At 62.2% G+C, this 18,093-nt stretch carries 15 protein-coding genes; 10 read left to right on the forward strand and 5 right to left on the reverse strand.

The features are described from left to right. Positions 1-98: 98 nt before the first annotated feature. From OKW43_RS35155 to OKW43_RS35165, 3 genes are all read right to left on the reverse strand, one after another. Complete coding sequence (locus OKW43_RS35155) at positions 99-557, reverse strand: hypothetical protein (RefSeq protein ID WP_429453010.1); 459 nt, start codon at positions 555-557, stop codon at positions 99-101. 144 nt (positions 558-701) lie between these two features. Continuing rightward, positions 702-1,043 carry a hypothetical protein gene (locus OKW43_RS35160; RefSeq protein WP_429453012.1) on the reverse strand — a complete coding sequence of 114 codons (342 nt, stop codon included), beginning with the start codon at positions 1,041-1,043 and terminating at the stop codon, positions 702-704. Positions 1,044-1,046: 3 nt separating this feature from the next. After that, on the reverse strand, positions 1,047-1,844 hold the full coding sequence (locus OKW43_RS35165; protein WP_429454723.1) for an alpha/beta hydrolase: 798 nt from the start codon (positions 1,842-1,844) through the stop codon (positions 1,047-1,049). A 208-nt stretch (positions 1,845-2,052) separates the two neighbouring features. Between OKW43_RS35165 and OKW43_RS35170 the strand changes: the two genes are divergently transcribed. The 3 genes from OKW43_RS35170 to OKW43_RS35180 all read left to right on the forward strand — a co-directional run bounded on the left by OKW43_RS35170 (position 2,053) and on the right by OKW43_RS35180 (position 4,257). Further along, positions 2,053-3,000, forward strand: a complete 948-nt coding sequence (locus tag OKW43_RS35170) for a pseudouridine-5'-phosphate glycosidase (RefSeq protein WP_429454724.1) — start codon at positions 2,053-2,055, stop codon at positions 2,998-3,000. 258 nt (positions 3,001-3,258) lie between these two features. Further along, the gene (locus OKW43_RS35175; RefSeq protein ID WP_187633707.1) at positions 3,259-3,645 is read left to right on the forward strand and encodes an ester cyclase; all 387 of its coding nucleotides are present in this window, start codon (positions 3,259-3,261) and stop codon (positions 3,643-3,645) included. Positions 3,646-3,717: 72 nt separating this feature from the next. Then, on the forward strand, positions 3,718-4,257 hold the full coding sequence (locus OKW43_RS35180; protein ID WP_429453015.1) for a hypothetical protein: 540 nt from the start codon (positions 3,718-3,720) through the stop codon (positions 4,255-4,257). Positions 4,258-4,330: 73 nt separating this feature from the next. Here OKW43_RS35180 and OKW43_RS35185 read toward each other — a convergent pair whose 3' ends face one another. Further along, positions 4,331-5,860: a CHAD domain-containing protein gene (locus OKW43_RS35185; RefSeq protein ID WP_429453017.1), complete on the reverse strand. Its 1,530-nt coding sequence runs from the start codon at positions 5,858-5,860 to the stop codon at positions 4,331-4,333. Positions 5,861-6,055: 195 nt separating this feature from the next. On the opposite strand from OKW43_RS35185, the gene OKW43_RS35190 reads away from it, so the two are divergent. The 7 genes from OKW43_RS35190 to OKW43_RS35220 all read left to right on the forward strand — a co-directional run bounded on the left by OKW43_RS35190 (position 6,056) and on the right by OKW43_RS35220 (position 17,303). Next, positions 6,056-6,613: a TetR/AcrR family transcriptional regulator gene (locus OKW43_RS35190; protein ID WP_187633769.1), complete on the forward strand. Its 558-nt coding sequence runs from the start codon at positions 6,056-6,058 to the stop codon at positions 6,611-6,613. Between the two features lie 177 nt (positions 6,614-6,790). Next, positions 6,791-7,699, forward strand: coding sequence for an alpha/beta fold hydrolase (locus OKW43_RS35195; RefSeq protein WP_429454725.1), 909 nt, complete (start codon positions 6,791-6,793; stop codon positions 7,697-7,699). A gap of 233 nt (positions 7,700-7,932) precedes the next feature. Beyond that, positions 7,933-10,518 (forward strand): bifunctional aconitate hydratase 2/2-methylisocitrate dehydratase, encoded by a 2,586-nt coding sequence (acnB, locus tag OKW43_RS35200; protein ID WP_429453019.1) that lies wholly within the window; start codon positions 7,933-7,935, stop codon positions 10,516-10,518. A gap of 942 nt (positions 10,519-11,460) precedes the next feature. After that, the gene (mgtA, locus tag OKW43_RS35205) at positions 11,461-14,214 is read left to right on the forward strand and encodes a magnesium-translocating P-type ATPase (RefSeq protein ID WP_429453021.1); all 2,754 of its coding nucleotides are present in this window, start codon (positions 11,461-11,463) and stop codon (positions 14,212-14,214) included. 107 nt (positions 14,215-14,321) lie between these two features. Next, positions 14,322-15,434: a porin gene (locus tag OKW43_RS35210; protein ID WP_187633703.1), complete on the forward strand. Its 1,113-nt coding sequence runs from the start codon at positions 14,322-14,324 to the stop codon at positions 15,432-15,434. Between the two features lie 235 nt (positions 15,435-15,669). Beyond that, a complete protein-coding gene (locus OKW43_RS35215; protein WP_187633702.1) occupies positions 15,670-16,038 on the forward strand; it encodes a YciI family protein in 369 nt (122 codons plus the stop codon). After that, positions 16,035-17,303 (forward strand): RNA polymerase sigma factor, encoded by a 1,269-nt coding sequence (locus OKW43_RS35220; RefSeq protein WP_187633701.1) that lies wholly within the window; start codon positions 16,035-16,037, stop codon positions 17,301-17,303. The genes OKW43_RS35215 and OKW43_RS35220 overlap by 4 nt, the downstream gene beginning before the upstream one ends. Before the next feature lie 97 nt (positions 17,304-17,400). Here the strand turns inward: OKW43_RS35220 and OKW43_RS35225 are convergent, their stop codons facing one another. Then, positions 17,401-18,015 carry a TetR/AcrR family transcriptional regulator gene (locus OKW43_RS35225; protein WP_429453024.1) on the reverse strand — a complete coding sequence of 205 codons (615 nt, stop codon included), beginning with the start codon at positions 18,013-18,015 and terminating at the stop codon, positions 17,401-17,403. Positions 18,016-18,093 lie beyond the last annotated feature (78 nt).

Genomic DNA, 18,093 nt, shown 5'->3' on the forward strand with positions numbered 1-18,093 from the left:
TTTCAGTGCGCTCAAGAAGCGGTATAAGCAGATACCGCACCACTCCGAATACTCCACCAAATAGGATGTGACTGGCTTGAATTCAACCAGGCCTTAACTCACGATGCACCACTGGCAGCGAGCTTGACAAATAGTCTGGCTGCTTCGTTGCCATGGGACAAAGCGCGCAGTGCAAGGGAGAGCGCTAGCTGTGCGTCGTGGGAGGCCGCGCTACGATCCTGATCGAAGAGCTTGACGGCGTGGCGCATATGCTGCGCCGCCTGCGTGTGAAGCTCCACGGCCGCCGCATGATGTTTTGCCACGTCCGCGGCACTTGCGCCTGAGCCGGTCGATGGAGGCGTTATTGATGGCGTATTGGCGCTGTGCGCGCCAGCGTCGTGTGCCTGATCGATCGCATGCAACGTGTGGCCATGGGCCAACATCGCCTGATGTGCGGCGTGGGTAAAGTCTTGACCGTCATCGAAATGGCGCGACGCCTCGCGGTGATGTCGCGCGGCCTGCTCGTGGTGTGACGCCGCGGCTTCGAGATGACCTTTCTTGCTGTGCTTCGTGTTCATGCCGGCTCCTGTGCAACTTCAGGACTGACTCGGATGGCGACCGATTCGAAGACACAGTGGCGGGTCGCAACAATATCCTAATCTACACGCCCTTGCGCCTTCTGTGGCATTTGCGTCTCGCGGAGAATCGTCGCGCTGTGGCGATCACCGCGCGGTCAGCATCCGGAGGATTTTCTGCACGATGCGCTCATGCTGCTCCAGCGCCTCATCGAGCGTACGTGCTCCGTAGCTCGTGTTGTCTCGCGCTTCCATTCCGGCGACGCGCGTCACGAACAGCAAAACCTCCCCGGTTTTCGGTTCGGACACACCGCGGAAGCGGGTCGTGACCGTCACGCCGGATTCGTCCAGCAGCGTGCGGCGGAAGATCAGCTCGTTCTCAGTCATCCAGCGCGACCACGCGCCGTGGTCGAACACCTCGACAGGTCTGTTCTTCGCATCGAGGACATAGATGCGTTCCGAGCTGGACGGGACCGGTCGCGTCTTCATATTTCAATGCAAAGGCGTGAGCAGGAAGTCAGTCGCCTCCCGCCACCAGTTTTCGTTGACGTGGCCAATCCAGTCGTTATGGTCAGCCGCCTTCACCACGATCAGTTGTCTCGGTTCGGCCAGCGAGTTGTAGAGCGCTTCGCCGAAGCGCGGGGGGACTATGCTGTCGCGTTCAGCAACCACGACGAGAACAGGGCGGCCGAACGACGCCAGGTGGGTTACGCTGTCGTATTGGTCGCGCAGCAGCCACTTCACGGGCAGCCACGGATAGTGGTAAGCGGCGACGTGCTCGAGCCGATCCCATGGCGTGATGAGCATTAAACCGGCGATCTTGTCGCGTTCACGCGAGCCGGCCGAGGCCACCACGCCGGCCCCGAGCGATTCGCCGATGAGCAGCAGTGGCGCGCCATAGAGGCGATGCGCCAGCGCGATGGTTTGTTGGGCATCGGCGACCAGACTCTCTTCGCCTGGCGCGCCGTCGCGCGGCCCGTAGCCTGGATATTCGGCGAGAATCACGCGCAACCCGAGCCGGGTGAGCACTGCGGCATAGAACGAGCGGTGTCCGGCATGCCCCGCATTGCCATGAAAGACGATGACAGTGGCGCGCGCGGATCCGGCCGGCTCGGCCACGAGGCCCCGGAAAGCCTCAGGTGTCGGCCAGGCGCGAAGTCCGCCGGAAGCGACGTCCTCGATTGCGGCCTTCTCAGGGAAGTAGATAAAACGATCCTGCAAGATGGCGACTCCGGCGAACACGATCAGGCACGCGACGGTGAGACGGAGCATCATCCCGGTGAATTTCATCGCCTTGAGCCCGATCCCTCGATCTTTTCCGTAGCGCACCCAGTTTAGCGCGCATTCGCCACCGCTTATATCCATGCGTGTCGCCAGGGTAGGTCTGGTTCGCCGGGCGCGGTCGTGCGCTGCGGGAGCACGACCCCGCGCTTGCACAACGACCCGCGGAGCAGCCTCGTGCTGCATACTTGTGAATTACACCGCCGAAAGCATCGACATGGTTACCGACCTTGCACACTCCTGGTTGACCTGCAGCGCGCCTGTGGCCGCTGCACAGGCCGCCGGCCGCCCGCTCGTGGCGCTGGAATCGACCATCATCGCCCACGGCATGCCCTACCCGGAGAACGTTCGCACTGCGCGCGAAGTGGAGGCCTTGATCCGTGACCTGGGAGTTGAACCCGCGACTATCGCACTGATCGGTGGGCGAATCCACATCGGTCTTACGGACGACGAGCTGGAACTGCTCGGCCGCTCGGACCAGGTACACAAGGTTAGCCGCCGCGACCTGCCGGCCGTGCTGGCCGGCGGCGGGCTTGGCGCCACGACAGTGGCTGGCACGATGATCTGTGCCGCCCTGGCCGGCATCGAGGTCTTCGTCACCGGAGGCATTGGCGGGGTGCACCGGGGCGCGCAGCAAACCTTTGACATCTCGGCCGACCTGCAGGAGCTGGCGAAGACCTCGGTGGCGGTGGTCTGTGCCGGTGCGAAGTCCATCCTGGACATTGAACTCACATTGGAATACCTGGAAACGCACGGCGTGCCGGTGCTGAGTTGCGAGCAAGACAATTTCGCCGCGTTCTACACGCGCGACAGCGGCTTTCGCGTGGACTTCAGGCTGGACCACGCAGCGGAGCAGGCACGCTTCATTCGCACCAAGTGGGACCTGGGACTCGTGGGCGGTGTGGTGTTGAGCACTCCGGTGCCGGAAGCGGCAGCGATAGCGTTCGAAGAGATCGACGCGCTGACCCAGCAGGCGCTCGCCGAGGCCACGGCGCAAGGCATCACCGGTAAGGCGGTGACACCCTTCCTGCTGGCTCGCATCAAGGCGCTGACCGGTGGACGCAGCCTGGCGACAAACATCGCGCTCGTGAAACACAATGCCGAGGTCGGGGCAAGGCTGGCGCTGGCATTGGCATACGCGGGGCGCGGGGCGGGCGCGGCGTAGCCGCCGGGACGTCCGCTCTCCACCAAGCTTCGCGTCAGCTTCGTACGAACGCTTCTGGCGTGCGCCGTGCAAAGGCGGCATTTTCCAGCGTGCAAGTCCCGCCCGGCAAACGCCAACTTGCGACGGTCACTGTCCGGGCGACGGCGAGCGGCTTTGTCGCTTCATCATCGGACCGGACTCGGCCACTTTCGGTCGTTCGACATCATTGCTTAGATCTTCGACAATCAAGTGACTGTCGGCAGATGAGGGGCGATTGTCATGGGCGAAATCAATCTTTCTCAGGTATATCGGGGCTATATTGCCTGCTTGAACGGGCAGGACTGGTCGAAGCTCGGAGGCTTTGTTCGCGATGACGTGAAATACAACGGCCAACGGATCGGCTTGTCAGGCTATCGCGAGATGCTTGAGAGAGATTTCCGCGAAATCCCGGACCTACGCTTTGAAATTCAACTTCTCGTATGCGAGCCGCCGCGTATTGCGAGCCGATTGCAGTTTGACTGTACGCCTATCGGTATATTTCTCGGGCTGCCCGTAGAGGGGAAACGGGTCACGTTTGCTGAGAACGTCTTCTATGAGTTCCATGGAAACAAGATACATGAAGTCTGGTCGGTGATCGACAAGGCTGCGGTTGAGCGCCAGTTGTAGGGGAGCTATGCTCGAGCGCTGCGGGGCGGCTTCAACGGCGGCTCGATCCTGCGTTCTTCGAGCAGCGCTGCCGTGACCGCGGGCAATACGCTCGGCGGTCTGGTGGGTGCGAATAGCGGCCTCATCAACCAGTCGTTCGTCACGGGTCCTGTCGTATCGCTGAGTTATATCAATCAGGGCGGCGGTGGCCTTGTCGGCTCCAACCCCGGTACGATCAGCCAGTCTTATGCAACTGGCCCGACAACGCTTCAGGGCTATTGCCGAGGCGCTGCCGATACGCCGTGCGGCGGCGCCGGACTCGTCGTCATTAACGACGGAAAGATCAGCCAGTCCTTCGCAACCGGCCTCATGACACAGCCGTCCTACGGGCCGATCGGCATCGCGCGGACCAATACTGGCACGATCGCGAACGATTTGTACTGGGATACCAATACCACGGCCGCCACGATCGGCGTCAAGTACGACACACCGATTCCCACGGCGAACGGGCTGACCCCCGCTCAGATGAGTACGCCGGCATCGTTCGTGTCGTATGACTTCGGTCCGACAGGGGTGTGGGCAATGCCTGCCGGCGCGACGCATCCGGTGCTGCGCTTGCAACTGGCGCAATGACAGACGTGGAGTCAGTCAATAGGGCCGGTTCATGCTGCTCGGCGATCCGACGAAAGGCGGCGGACTGGTCCGGTCAGTGCGGTGACGAAAGGAGTTTGAAGCGCTTCCATAGCTTCTTCAATGTCTGATGGTCGGCAGCGACGCGCGACGCGAGGAAGCCGCGTGCGAACGATGCGCCCGACGCCGCCTCGGGCGACGTTGTCAGCAACGACTTCAGAAGCTGATCGGCGACGACCGCATCGTTGCGCCAGCCAAGATCATCCTGAAGCGCGGTGAGCGCGTCCACATAATTGCGGACGGCCCGCTTCGGGCACAGCGACGCGAAGAACTCGGTGGCGTATCGAACTTTCTTCGCCGCGATGCGGGCGCGGTGACGACGGTGATCGTCGAGATCGGCCAGGCCCTTGCCGCGTTTGATCAGTTTCTTGTGCCGGCGACGCAGCACTTCCGCGGCGAACGGCTTTACCGGGCCGCTGATCGCTGCGCGCTGTTCGTCGGACATGTCATCTCGCCAACCCTTTCGGTCCAACCACAGCGCGAACTGAAGCGCGAGCCGCGTGTAGCGAACCGACTCGACCGCAGCAGCCGCACGCTGCCGGTTGTTGACGGCAATCTGCTCGCACGCCTGCCGGACGGGTTGGATCTCGTTCGCATTGCCGTTCGTGCCGGCACGTTCAAGCGTCGCTCCCGCAAGCACTTCCCAGTCGCGCGCGGCGCCGAGTTCCGAAGCAATCCAGCGCAACTCCTCGTCGAATCCGGAAGAGGCGGGGATGACCTTCGCAAACAGGTCGAGAGCCGAACGCAAGCGGCGAAGCCCCACGCGCATCTGATGGACGCTCGATGGATCGTGGCCCGACACGACGCCCCGTTCATTCGCGTGGACCTGGTCCAGACAGTTGCGCGCAATCGCGCAGAATGCATCCTCGACCGAATCGCCTTTGTCGAGTAGCAGTGGTTGCGCTTTCACGGCCTCGCTGTGCTCGGCCACGAGCAGTGCATACCCGATATCGGCCTTGCTGCGATGATCGAGCCGCAGCGCAACAGTTTCGAGCATTTCCAGCGCGATGCGGTACAGCGCCTCCGGATTGCCCTGTTTTAATTCCAGTTCGACCGCGGCGATCTGCACCGAACCCGACTCCGCCTCGACAGTTCCTTCGTCTAGCGCAAGCTCGAGCTCGTCTCCGGACGGCTGGTGCAGCGGAAACGCCGATCGGTTGATTCGCGTGACGAACACCGGCTTCAGTCGGGCCGCAACGGTTTCGTCGCGAACCAGTTTTCCGCAGTCGCTGTCGTCGGGGATCTGGTCGCACAGCAACTTCAGATCGGGCGTGTCGCTATTCACGGGCATCTCGAACTCGTCCCGGTCGAACAGCCCCGCCTTCGCCGATCCTTCAAGCTTCAGCGTCTGCATTTTCTGCTTGCCGACGGTGCGCACGCGCAGCGAAGCCCCGCACCAGTGAAACGAAAGTTCGGGCGTATCGAAATACGTACTCATCAGCAGGTGAGGAGTTCCCACTTTCCTTCCTGATTGCGCAAGCATCGGCGCGTGACGCAATGTGCCGAGATCTTCTTTCGCAACGCGCAGTTTTAGCTCCCGTTCCATGCCCCCTCCGAAATGAGCACCAGACCGTCAGACTATACCGGATTCGCTGGCCCAGTTCGACCCGAATGCATCGCTGTCATCGGCACATCCGAACATCTTGATTTGGAAATGATCATTTCCTATAATCGCCGCATGACTATCCGCAACCATCGTTCCAGATATCCACGTGCTCCAGGTCGTCCACGCGAATTCGACATGGAAGTAGCCTTGGACGGCGCAATCCGGATTTTTCGCGAGCGCGGTTATCAAGGGGCGTCTCTGGGCGACCTTGGTTCTGCGATGGGGCTCACGGCGGGCAGTATCTATAAGGCATTTGCCGATAAACGAGCGGTATTCCTTGCCGCGCTCGACCGCTACATCCAGCTACGAAATGGACAGTTACAGAGCTTGATCGACGCGGAGCAATCCGGCCGCGACAAGGTGCGGGCCGTTCTGCAGTTTTATGCTGAGTCTGCAATTGGCGGTGAGGGCAAGCGAGGCTGTCTCGTAGTCGGAAGTGCAATCGACCTGCTGGCCTTCGATGATGAGATCGCAGGTCATATCGTCGCGGCTTTGCAGCGAATAGAGCGTCTGTTGTGCCGTTTGATCCGGTTGGGCCAGACGGACGGCTCGATCCCGTCCGCCGTGGATTCGGACGCTACTGGCCGCGCTCTGTTGAGTCTGACGCAAGGTTTCAGGGTCGTCGGCAAAGTCGGTCGATCCCGGGCACACATGATGGCGGCGGCAGATCAGGCCATGCGCCTACTGGACTAACCCACGGCAAGACATAGCATCGCATCGGCTAAACATGCTGTTCTCCATCTTAGGAAACAACCGTTTCCTAATCGACATTCAACGATGAAAAAGCCGTTCAGCGGTGACATCCGCCAATCCAAAGGAGTCTCGTTCGTGAAACCACATCACTCGCCCGCGCCATCAGGGACTTCCACGATGGTCAACGTGTTGCCGGCATCAAGACCCGTTCCCGAGCTAGCAGGATTCGAGCACAGATTCGCGACCGTAAACGGACTTAGACTGCACTACGTCACGGGTGGCAACCCGCAGGGCGACGTGGTTGTCTTGCTCGCGGGATTTCCCGAGAGCTGGTTCGCCTGGCGCAAAGTGATGGGACTGCTTGCAAAGACCTACAGAATCGTCGCACCGGACCTTCCTGGACAAGGTGATTCAGATCGTCCGATGGACGGCTACGACACACAAACCCTTGCGAGCCATGTCCGCGGTTTGCTGCAGCAACTCGGGGTGACCCGGTACTTTCTTGCTGCGCACGATATCGGAGCGTGGGTGGCATTTCCTTACGCCGTGATGTTCGGCGACGAGGTCCGGCGGCTCGCGCTGCTGGATGCGGGGATCCCCGGCGTCACGTTGCCCGATGCCTTGTCGACCGCGCCCGACCGTGCATGGCGCACCTGGCATTTTGCATTTCACGCACTACCGGACTTGCCGGAAGTATTGCTAGCCGGTAAGGAACGTGAATACCTCGAATGGTTTTTGCGGCGAAAGACGGCAAATCCCGATACTTTCACTGATTCTGATATCGATGAATATCTACGCGTTCTGCAGAAAGACGGCGGCTTGCGCGCCGGCCTCGCGTACTATCGCGCCGCGCATGTGTCAGCCCGGCAGAACGGAGAATTGAAGGAGCGTGGCATGCTGAAACTGCCGCTGTTGACGCTTGGTTCCGATCAAGGGTCCATCGCCGATATGGCGACCCCTCTGCGCGCCTTTTTCACCGATGTGCAAGGCCGGACCATTAGTCACTGCGGGCACTTCATTCCAGAGGAACAACCGCGCGCGGTCGCTGACGAACTTACAGCGTTCTTTGCGAGCGCAGAGGAATGACAGAGGGCGGGCGAATGCCTGCTTTCGCTACCGAGGCGGCATCTTCGCCGCAAGGCCGTGCGGGGCGCAGCATGCCGGGTATGGCTCAGGCGATGCGGCGCACTCTTATATAAGACATAAGACATTTGACCTTGGATGGGTATTGCAATTAAAATCGCGATCGAAGCAGTGCCCGGCACAGCTTGGAGTGCCTTAAAAGCCTTTTCCTGAAACGCACATACCACCAGGTTCCCATGCTTGAAAACTTTCGCGCTCACGTGGCCGCACGCGCCGCGCTCGGCATTCCTCCCCTGCCGCTGACGGCTCAGCAGACCGCCGAGCTGGTGGAACTCCTGACGAATCCGCCCGCCGGCGAAGAGCAGACCCTGCTCGAGCTGATCACCCACCGCGTACCCGCCGGCGTGGACGAAGCCGCCCGCGTGAAGGCAGGCTTCCTCGCCGCCGTGGCCAAAGGCCAGACCGCCTGCGCGCTGATCTCGCGCGCCCGTGCCACCGAACTGCTCGGCACGATGCTGGGCGGCTATAACATCCAGCCGCTGATCGAATTGCTGTCCGACGCCGAAGTGAGCACCGTGGCCGCCGACGCGCTGAAGAAAACCCTGCTGATGTTCGACCAGTTTCACGACGTCAAGGAACTGGCCGACAAGGGCAACGCCAATGCGAAGGCCGTGATGCAAAGCTGGGCCGACGCCGAATGGTTCACGAGCCGTCCGGAAGTGCCGCAAAGCCTGACCATCACCGTCTTCAAGGTGACGGGCGAAACCAACACCGACGACCTGTCGCCGGCCCCGGATGCGACCACCCGTCCGGACATCCCGATGCACGCGCTGGCAATGCTGAAGAACGCACGTCCCGGCATCACGCCGGAAGAAGACGGCAAGCGTGGTCCGGTCAAGTTCATCGAGTCGCTGAAGGAAAAGGGCCACCTGGTCGCGTACGTGGGCGACGTGGTCGGCACCGGCTCCTCGCGCAAGTCGGCCACCAACTCGGTGCTGTGGTTCACCGGCGAAGACATCCCCTTCATCCCGAACAAGCGCTTCGGCGGCGTGTGCCTCGGCGGCAAGATCGCCCCGATCTTCTACAACACGATGGAAGACGCCGGCGCTCTGCCGATCGAACTCGACGTGTCGCAGATGGAAATGGGCGATGTCGTCGAACTGCGCCCGTACGAAGGCAAGGCGCTAAAGAACGGCGATGTCATCGCCGAGTTTCAGGTCAAGTCCGACGTGCTGTTCGATGAAGTGCGCGCCGGCGGCCGCATTCCGCTGATCATCGGTCGCGGTCTGACCGCCAAGGCACGTGAAGCGCTGGGCCTGGCCCCGTCGACGCTGTTCCGCCTGCCGCAGCAGCCCGTCAACAGCGGCAAGGGCTTCTCGCTGGCCCAGAAGATGGTCGGCCGCGCCTGCGGTCTGCCGGAAGGCCAGGGCGTCCGTCCGGGCACGTACTGCGAACCGAAGATGACCTCGGTCGGCTCGCAAGACACCACGGGCCCGATGACCCGCGACGAACTCAAGGACCTGGCGTGCCTCGGCTTCTCAGCCGATCTCGTCATGCAGTCGTTCTGCCACACCGCCGCTTATCCGAAGCCGGTGGACGTGAAGACCCACCAGACCCTGCCGAACTTCATCAGCAACCGTGGCGGCATCGCGCTACGCCCGGGCGACGGCGTGATCCACTCGTGGCTGAACCGCATGCTGCTGCCCGACACCGTGGGCACCGGCGGCGACTCGCACACGCGCTTCCCGATCGGCATCAGCTTCCCGGCCGGTTCGGGCCTGGTCGCCTTCGCGGCCGCCACCGGCACGATGCCGCTGGACATGCCGGAATCGGTGCTGGTCCGCTTCAAGGGCAAGATGCAGCCGGGCGTGACCCTGCGTGACCTGGTCAACGCGATCCCGCTGTACGCGATCAAGCAAGGCACGCTGACGGTTGCCAAGCAAGGCAAGAAGAACATCTTCTCCGGCCGCATTCTCGAAATCGAAGGCCTGCCCGATCTGAAGGTCGAGCAAGCGTTCGAACTGTCGGATGCTTCCGCCGAGCGCTCGGCCGCCGGTTGCTCGGTCCACCTGAACAAGGAACCGATCATCGAATACCTGAACAGCAACGTCACGCTGCTGAAGTGGATGATCGCCCAGGGCTACCAGGACCCGCGCAGCCTGCAGCGCCGCATCAAGGCGATGGAGCAGTGGCTGGCCGATCCGCAACTGCTGTCGCCGGATGCCGACGCCGAGTACGCAGCCGTCATCGAGATCGATCTCGCCGACATCCATGAGCCGATCGTGGCCTGCCCGAATGATCCGGACGATGTGAAGACGCTGTCGGACGTGGCCGGTGCCAAGATCGACGAAGTGTTCATCGGTTCGTGCATGACCAACATCGGTCACTTCCGGGCAGCGTCGAAGCTGCTGGAAGGCAAGCGCGACATCCCGGTCAAGCTGTGGGTGGCCCCGCCGACCAAGATGGATCAGAAGCAGCTGACCGAGGAGGGCCACTACGGCGTGTTCGGCACAGCCGGTGCGCGTACCGAAATGCCGGGCTGCTCGCTGTGCATGGGCAACCAGGCACAGGTGCGCGAAGGCGCGACGGTCATGTCGACGTCGACCCGCAACTTCCCGAACCGCCTCGGCAAGAACACGAACGTGTACCTCGGCTCGGCGGAACTGGCGGCGATCTGCTCGCGTCTGGGCAAGATCCCGACCAAGGAGGAGTACATGGCCGACATGGGCGTGCTCAATGCCGACGGCGACAAGATCTATCAATACATGAACTTCGACCAGATCGAGGACTTCAAGGAAGTCGCCGACACGGTGACGATGTAAGTGTGCTGTGGGGCTACGGCGTGTTGTCTTCGTCGTAGCGCCACGGAATGGCGCCACAGGCTGAAAGCCAGCGGCGCCATTTTTTTATGCGTCGCTATGGGAATCAGTAGAGATCGCAGATTGGTCGGGACTCTCTCTCAAAATTGTCGAGACAGTCCGCTCCTGGCTTTTCCTTCGTCCTGCTTGACATCGTCTTTCACGGTGGTTACGATTCGTCCGCTTTCAATGATTGGGGCTAATGCCTTGGAACCCTGTAGTAGTCGATCTTCGAACAGTTTGACCGCCTGACCGGCAGGACGTCCGCCCCAACAAGCCGCCGTCCCGCCATCAGGCAGGACGGTGCGCGTCGCAGTATTACTCGCAGTACTCCCCTCGCACCCCTCAAATATCGACGCACAAACCGGCGTGATTGCGCTCGTTCGTGCTTCCCGCGTTGTGCGCTTCGATTCGCACGACGGTGTCCGTTCACGTCCGTACGATCCGTTGATCAGTACGGTCCGTGGCTGAATAAACGCACTCGAGCATCTGGCACGAGAAAGGAGCCCCTATGCCCGACAGTGACTCTTGTCCCTTACCTCGATCCAATTTTCCTTCCGCCTGAGCGGAGGCCGCACCGTTTCCCGTCATTCGAGCATCGAGCGTTGACGTCATGGTTCAGGCCTTCGGGCAGGCAAACCTGAACGACGTTCCGGGCCTTAGCCCGGACGGAGGAACATCATGCACTTCGCTCTTCTTGTATCGAACCTGCCTCATATTCAAGAGGCACGCACGTACTATGACTCGCTGCTAACTCTGCATACCAGCGAGCATCAAAACATCACATTGATCGGAAAGTGTTGGGCTGCAGTGCGCGCCCGGTTCTGCTGACTCTCTGCATTAAACATTAACTTTTCGAGGCCGCGACAGGGGTCGGCTCGCGCTTGCCCCTGCCCGGAAGATCTCATGAAAAATAAGCCCTCACACCGCCACGAATCTCGACTCAGGCAACGAGGCTTCCTAAGCGCATCATCGTCCAGCGATCGCAACAGGATTTCCGCGCGGATTGCCAGCGAAGCCGACAACAGTATCGAAGCGACCCTACTGCATACGCAGAGTTCACTTGACGGCCTGGTCGACGCCGATGCCGAACAGCGCCTGCGTAGCTCGGGGCCGAACGAGGTCGCGCACGACAAGCCGCCGCACGCGCTGATCCAGGTGCTGCATGCTTTCTACAACCCCTTTGTGATCGTGCTGCTCGTGCTCACGGGCATCAGCTATTTCACGGACGTCTACTTTGCCGCGCCAGAAGATCGCGACTGGACCGGCGTGAGCATCCTGCTCACGATGGTCACAGTGAGCAGCCTGCTGCGCTTCTTCCAGGAACACCGGTCGAACAAGGCAGCAGAACGGCTCAAGTCGATGGTTCGCGCCACGGCAACCGTCGTGCGCCGTGCCTCGAAGTCCGGGAAATCGCTCAAGCGCGAGATTCCGATGTCCAGTCTCGTGGTTGGCGATATCGTTACCCTGCAAGCGGGCGACATGATTCCCGCCGATATTCGCCTCATCACGTCGCGGGATCTTTTCATCAGCCAGGCCGCGCTCACGGGCGAAGCGCTACCGGTCGAGAAGTACGACACGCTCGGCGCCGTGATGCAGAAGTCGGCTCATGTCGCCAATGCGAGCCCGGCTGACCCGCTCGAACTGGCGAACGTCTGTTTCATGGGCACCAATGTGGTAAGCGGCACGGCAACGGCAGTTGTCGTCGCGACCAGTGCCGATACTTACTTCGGCGCACTCGCGAAGAACGTTACCAGTCGCAAGCGGATCGAAACGAGCTTCGATCGGGGCGTGAACAGTGTTTCGTGGCTACTGATCCGCTTCATGCTTGTCATGGTACCCGTCGTATTCCTGATCAACGGGCTGCTCAAGGGCGACTGGCTTTCCGCCCTGACGTTCGCGCTTGCCGTCGCAGTTGGCCTCACGCCGGAAATGCTGCCCATGATCGTTTCGGCGAATCTTGCGAAAGGCGCTGTGGCTATGGCACGGCGCAAGGTGGTGGTCAAACGCCTGAACTCCGTCCAGAACTTCGGCGCCATGGACGTGTTGTGCACCGACAAGACCGGCACCCTCACGCAGGACCGGATCATCCTCGAACATCACCTGGACATCCAGGGCCGTCGCGACGACCACATCCTCGAACTGGCGTGGCTCAACAGCTTCCATCAGAGCGGACAGAAGAACCTGATGGACATTGCAATCGTTAGCCATGCGCAGGCGGCCGGCGTGCCACCAACGCAGGCGCACTACGCGAAGGTCGACGAACTGCCGTTCGACTTCGTGCGTCGACGTCTGTCCGTGGTCGTCGAGCGCGCCGACGGCAGCCAGCTGATGGTGTCCAAGGGCGCGGTCGAGGAAATGCTTGCGGTGTGCACGCACGTGCATCAAGGCGATGTCGTTTGCGAGCTCGATGAAGCCGCTCGCAGTGCGATGATTGCCAGATCGCAGGAATACAACGCGGAAGGCTACCGGGTGCTGGTAGTCGCCACGCGCGAAATTGCGCAAGCCGAAGCGAAACCGCAGTACCGGAACGCCGACGAGGAGCGGCTCGTGGTTCGCGGTTTCCTGAGCTTTTTCGACCCACCGAAGGACTCGGCGGCACAAGCGCTACGCGCGCTGAACGAACATGGCGTGACCATCAAGGTGCTCACGGGTGACAACCCGATCGTGACGGCGAAGGTCTGCCGGGACGTCGGCCTCGATCCGGGCATCCCGGTGCTCGGGCGCGACGTCGAGCACATGAACGACGACGAACTCGGCGCGGCGGTCGAGCGCACGACAGTCTTCGCGAAGCTCACGCCATTGCAGAAGGCCCGCGTGGTCAAGGCGCTGCAGGCCAACGACCATACCGTGGGCTTCCTCGGCGACGGCATCAACGACGCGCCCGCGCTGCGCGACGCGGACGTGGGAATTTCGGTCGACACGGGCACCGATATCGCCAAGGAAACCGCCGACATCATCCTGCTCGAAAAGAGCCTGATGGTGCTCGAAGAAGGCGTCGTCAAGGGCCGGGAGACGTTCGGCAATATCCTCAAGTACCTGAACATGACTGCCAGCTCGAACTTCGGCAACGTGTTCTCGTTGCTGGTGGCCAGTGCGTTCCTGCCTTGGGAGCCGATGCTCGCGATGCAGTTATTGGTCCAGAACCTGATCTACGACCTGTCGCAGATGTTCCTGCCCTGGGACAGGATGGACCCCGAGTTTCTCAGAAAGCCCCGTAAGTGGGATGCCGGCAACATCAGACGTTTCATGATCTGGCTCGGGCCGACGTCGTCCGTATTCGACATGACGACCTTTTGGCTGATGTGGACGGTATTCGGCGCCGGCGCGGCTTATCACGCCCATGGCGGCGGCCAGATCATCATGAATTCCGGCTGGTTCATCGAAGGTCTCGTGTCGCAGACGCTGGTCGTGCATATGCTGCGCACGCATCGGATTCCGTTCCTGCAGAGCATGGCTGCACTGCCGGTCACGCTCTCGACGACCGTTGCGATTTTCGTGGGCTGCTGGCTGCCCTTCTCGCCGTTCGCATCGGCGCTGGGCTTCCAGGCGCTGGACCACGGCTACTGGTGGTGGCTCGTCGCGACCATCGCCAGCTACATGCTGCTCACCCAACTCGTCAAGACCGTCTACATCCGGCGCTATGGCCGGTGGTACTGACACGACGATTCCGCTGACATCCATGGGCATGGCCGTCAGCGGCCGATGCCAGCCGGGGCGGCAGTCCGCCGGCCCGTTCCATCCACAACTTTCAGGAAGATAGTTGCATGTCGACAACAAGAAACGCAGTCCCTATCAGATTCTCGGCTGGCGCAGTGGCGCTTGCGGCTTTTATAACTAACGCACACGCCCAGAGCGGCGTGACGTTGTACGGTGAACTCGACACTGGGCTTGCGTGGCTGAACAATGTGGGCGGTCATGCGCAGTACAAGGCAACAAGCGGTCTCATTGACGGCAGCTTCTGGGCACTCCAAGGCAGCGAAGACCTCGGCGGCGGCAGCAAGGCCATTTTTCTGCTCGAACGTGGCTTCTCGACTACGACAGGGGAGGAATTCGATGATCACCCGTCCTACGTCGGGCTGAGCAGTGATGCCTGGGGGACGGTAACGTTCGGCCATCAGTACGATTCGATCCACGACTTCTTCGCGCCCGTGACACTGACGGGCGCAGCGGGCGGCACCGCGTTCGCTCATCCCTTCGACAACGACAACGCCAACAACTCGTACCTCGCACGCAACTCGGTGAAGTACGCGAGCCCGTCATTCGGCGGGTTGACCGTTGGCGGTCTGTACGCACTTTCGAATGCTGCTGGTCAGTTCGCAAACAACCGCGCGTATAGCCTGGGCATCAGCTACCAGAATGGTCCGTTCAACGCCGGGGCGGCCTGGCTGCATGCGAACGGGCGCGGTGCCACCAGCACCGGTGCCTACGATGCGGTGAATTTGCCCGACGGTACCCGCAGCACGTTTGACGCACTCGTGCGGACGCAGAACACTTATGGTGCCGGGGCGAACTATGCGATCGGCGACCTCACGCTGGGAGCGGCGTGGTCACGCTCCACGTTCAGCGGTCTGGTCGATGCGGACACCGGCAACTCTGCTCCTTCGGCCGACTTCAGCAACTACGAGGTCAATGCCCAATATCAGATGATGCCCACGCTCTTGCTTGCCGGCATGTACACCTACACGAAGGGCTCGAACCAGCACTGGCACCAGGCCGGCTTGCAGGCGGCTTACCTGCTCTCGAGGCGTACCGATGCGTACGTCGAGACCGTCTACCAGCGAGCCTCGACGGACGCGCCGGCAGTGATCAACAGTGCGGAACCGTCATCCGGCCGTAACCAGCTGCTGGTTGGCGCGGGAATCCGGCATCGGTTCTGATTGAACTGGCGGCGAACATCACCTCCCAGGTCGACAAAGCGAGTCAGCCGTCCGACAATGTTTCGCGAAAGGCAGTCGAACGGGCTGCAGTCCAAACGTCTTTTGCAGCGCAGCGTGGGTGCCGGCGCCCGTTCGCGATTTTTTGGCGCCAGCTGTCCATCAGCGTGCGGCCCGCGCGTCATTGTGATGGCGGCCGATGTAATTCATCCGCCTCAACCCCATGACGGAGGCTCATATGGAATACCTGTTGATGATCTACTCGGAAGAAAACGGCTGGAACAAGATGACCGACAGCGAGCGGCAGCAAGGCGTTGCCGCTTATCATGCCTACACCGAATCGTTGAAAAAGGCGGGGGCGCTGGTGGGTGCCAACCGGCTACAGCACTCGAATACGGCCACCACGGTGCGGCTCGTCGACGGCAAGCCGCAGGTGCTTGACGGACCGTATTCCGATTCGAAGGAGCAACTCGCCGGCTACTACCTGATCGATGTGCCCAACCTCGACGCGGCGATGACGTGGGCGTCGCGTTGCCCCGGCGCGGCGCACGGCGTTATGGAAGTGCGCCCGGTCTGGACCGCCCCCTACGAAGCCCCATCTGCATGAGTTCTTCCAGCGGCGCCCGTCGGGACGACGGCGCCGCGCGTTCGATTGCCGAGGCGGTCGCTCGCCGTAGCTACGGTAAGCTCGTCGCGCTGTTGGCGATGCGCACGCGCGACGTCGCCGCGGCCGAGGACGCGCTCGCCGACGCATTCGCGGCGGCGCTCGCGGACTGGCCGGAGCACGGCTGTCCCGCGAGTCCCGAAGCGTGGCTGATGACGGTTGCGCGGCGCCGGGCGATCGATGGCGCGCGTCATCGCCAGGTCGGCGACGACGTAGCGAACCAGCTGATGATTCTCACCGACGAAATGGACGAGTGCGAAGCGGGCGTGTTGCCCGACCGGCGGCTCGCGCTGCTGTTCGCGTGCACGCACCCTGCGCTCGAAGCCGCGATTCGCACCCCGCTGATGCTGCAAGTGGTGTTGGGGCTGGAAGCGAAGACGATCGCGTCCGCGTTCCTGATGTCGCCCGCCGCGATGAGCAAACGCCTCGTGCGGGCCAAGACCAAGATCCGCGAAGCGGGCATTCCGTTCAACGTGCCCGAGCGCGAGGAACTGCCCGGCCGGCTCGACGCGGTGCTCGAGGCGGTCTACGCGGCGTATGCGGAGGGTTGGACGGACCCGCTCGGCGGCGATGCCGAGCGGCGCGACCTCGCCGACGAGGCGCTGTATCTCGCGCAACTGCTCGTCGAGCTGCTACCCGAGGAACCGGAGACGTTGGGTCTGCTCGCACTGATGCTGTTTGCGCAGGCGCGGCGCGATGCGCGACGCGATGCGGCTGGCGACTATGTGCCGCTGTCGGCCCAGGATCCGGCAACATGGAACGCACCGATGCTCGACGCGGCGAACGCACTGCTGCGGCGCGCGAACGCGTTCAACGCAATTGGGCGCTTTCAGCTCGAGGCCGCGCTGCAGTCGGCGCATGTGCATCGCTGCCGGACGCGTCGCCCGAACTGGGACGAGATCGTGCAACTCTACGACGGGCTGCTCGCCATCGCAGCGTCGCCGGTAGTGGCTGTGAACCGCGCGCTCGCCGTGGCGGAACGCGACGGCCCGCAGGCGGCGCTCGACGCGCTTGCGCCCTATGCGGACGACCCGCGGCTGGCCGACTACCAGCCATACTGGGCCGCGCGCGCCAATCTGCTCGCGCGTGCCGGCGCAATGGCGCAAGCACTCAGCGCGTACGATCTGGCGATCGGCCTTGAGCGTGATCCGGCCGTGCGCCGATTCCTGCAGCGCAAGCGAATGGAGCTTGCGCCGGCGAGCGGCTAGCGGCGCGCATTGCGTTCGCCGGATTCGCCAGCTTCGTGACGTCGCCAGCTGCGTGGCCGCGTCGCCATCGATATCTCGCGCCACCCGACTCGAAAATTCACGCATACCGCGCGATAAACATATCCGCCGCCGCTTCCGCGATCCGCTTCTGCTCGCGGGCATCGAGCGGCACTTGCCCCATCGCCACTTGTGGCCAGAAGGCAAAAGCCTTCACGAGCGCCTGCAACTGCAGTGCCGCGAAGACGGGGTCCTCGGTCTTGATGCGGCCGTCCGCGGCGGCCGCCCGGACCCACGCCGTCAGGTCTTCCTCGCGTTCCCCCATGCGAGCGACCATATCGCGCGCGCGGTCCGGCGAATGGATGCCGGCCCCGATCGCCACGCGTGCAAGCGACAAAAAGGACTCGTCGTGAAGCAGCCGCAGCTTGCGCTCCAACAGATCGAGCAACTGCGCCCGCAACGGTTGGTCGGCGCGATAACAGGGCGCATCGCCGTCGTGGCTCGCGTCCCACAACTCATGAAGAATCGCCGCGAAAAGCGCTTCCTTGCTGGGGAAATGGTTATAGACCGTGCGCTTCGAGACGTTCGCGCGCGCGGCGATACGGTCCATGCTGGTTGCGTCGTATCCGGCTGCGAGGAATTCGTCGATCGCGGCGGCGACGATCGCGACGCGCTTACGGTCGGTCAGACGTGGAGGGCGGGCACTGGATTCCATGCAACGATTTTACACTGGCCAGTTTACTTTTCTTGAAAACAAACTACACTGCCGAGTGTACATTTTCTCGGAAGATCA

The organism is Paraburkholderia sp. WC7.3g, assembly GCF_050436345.1.
GTDB lineage: Bacteria > Pseudomonadota > Gammaproteobacteria > Burkholderiales > Burkholderiaceae > Paraburkholderia > Paraburkholderia podalyriae.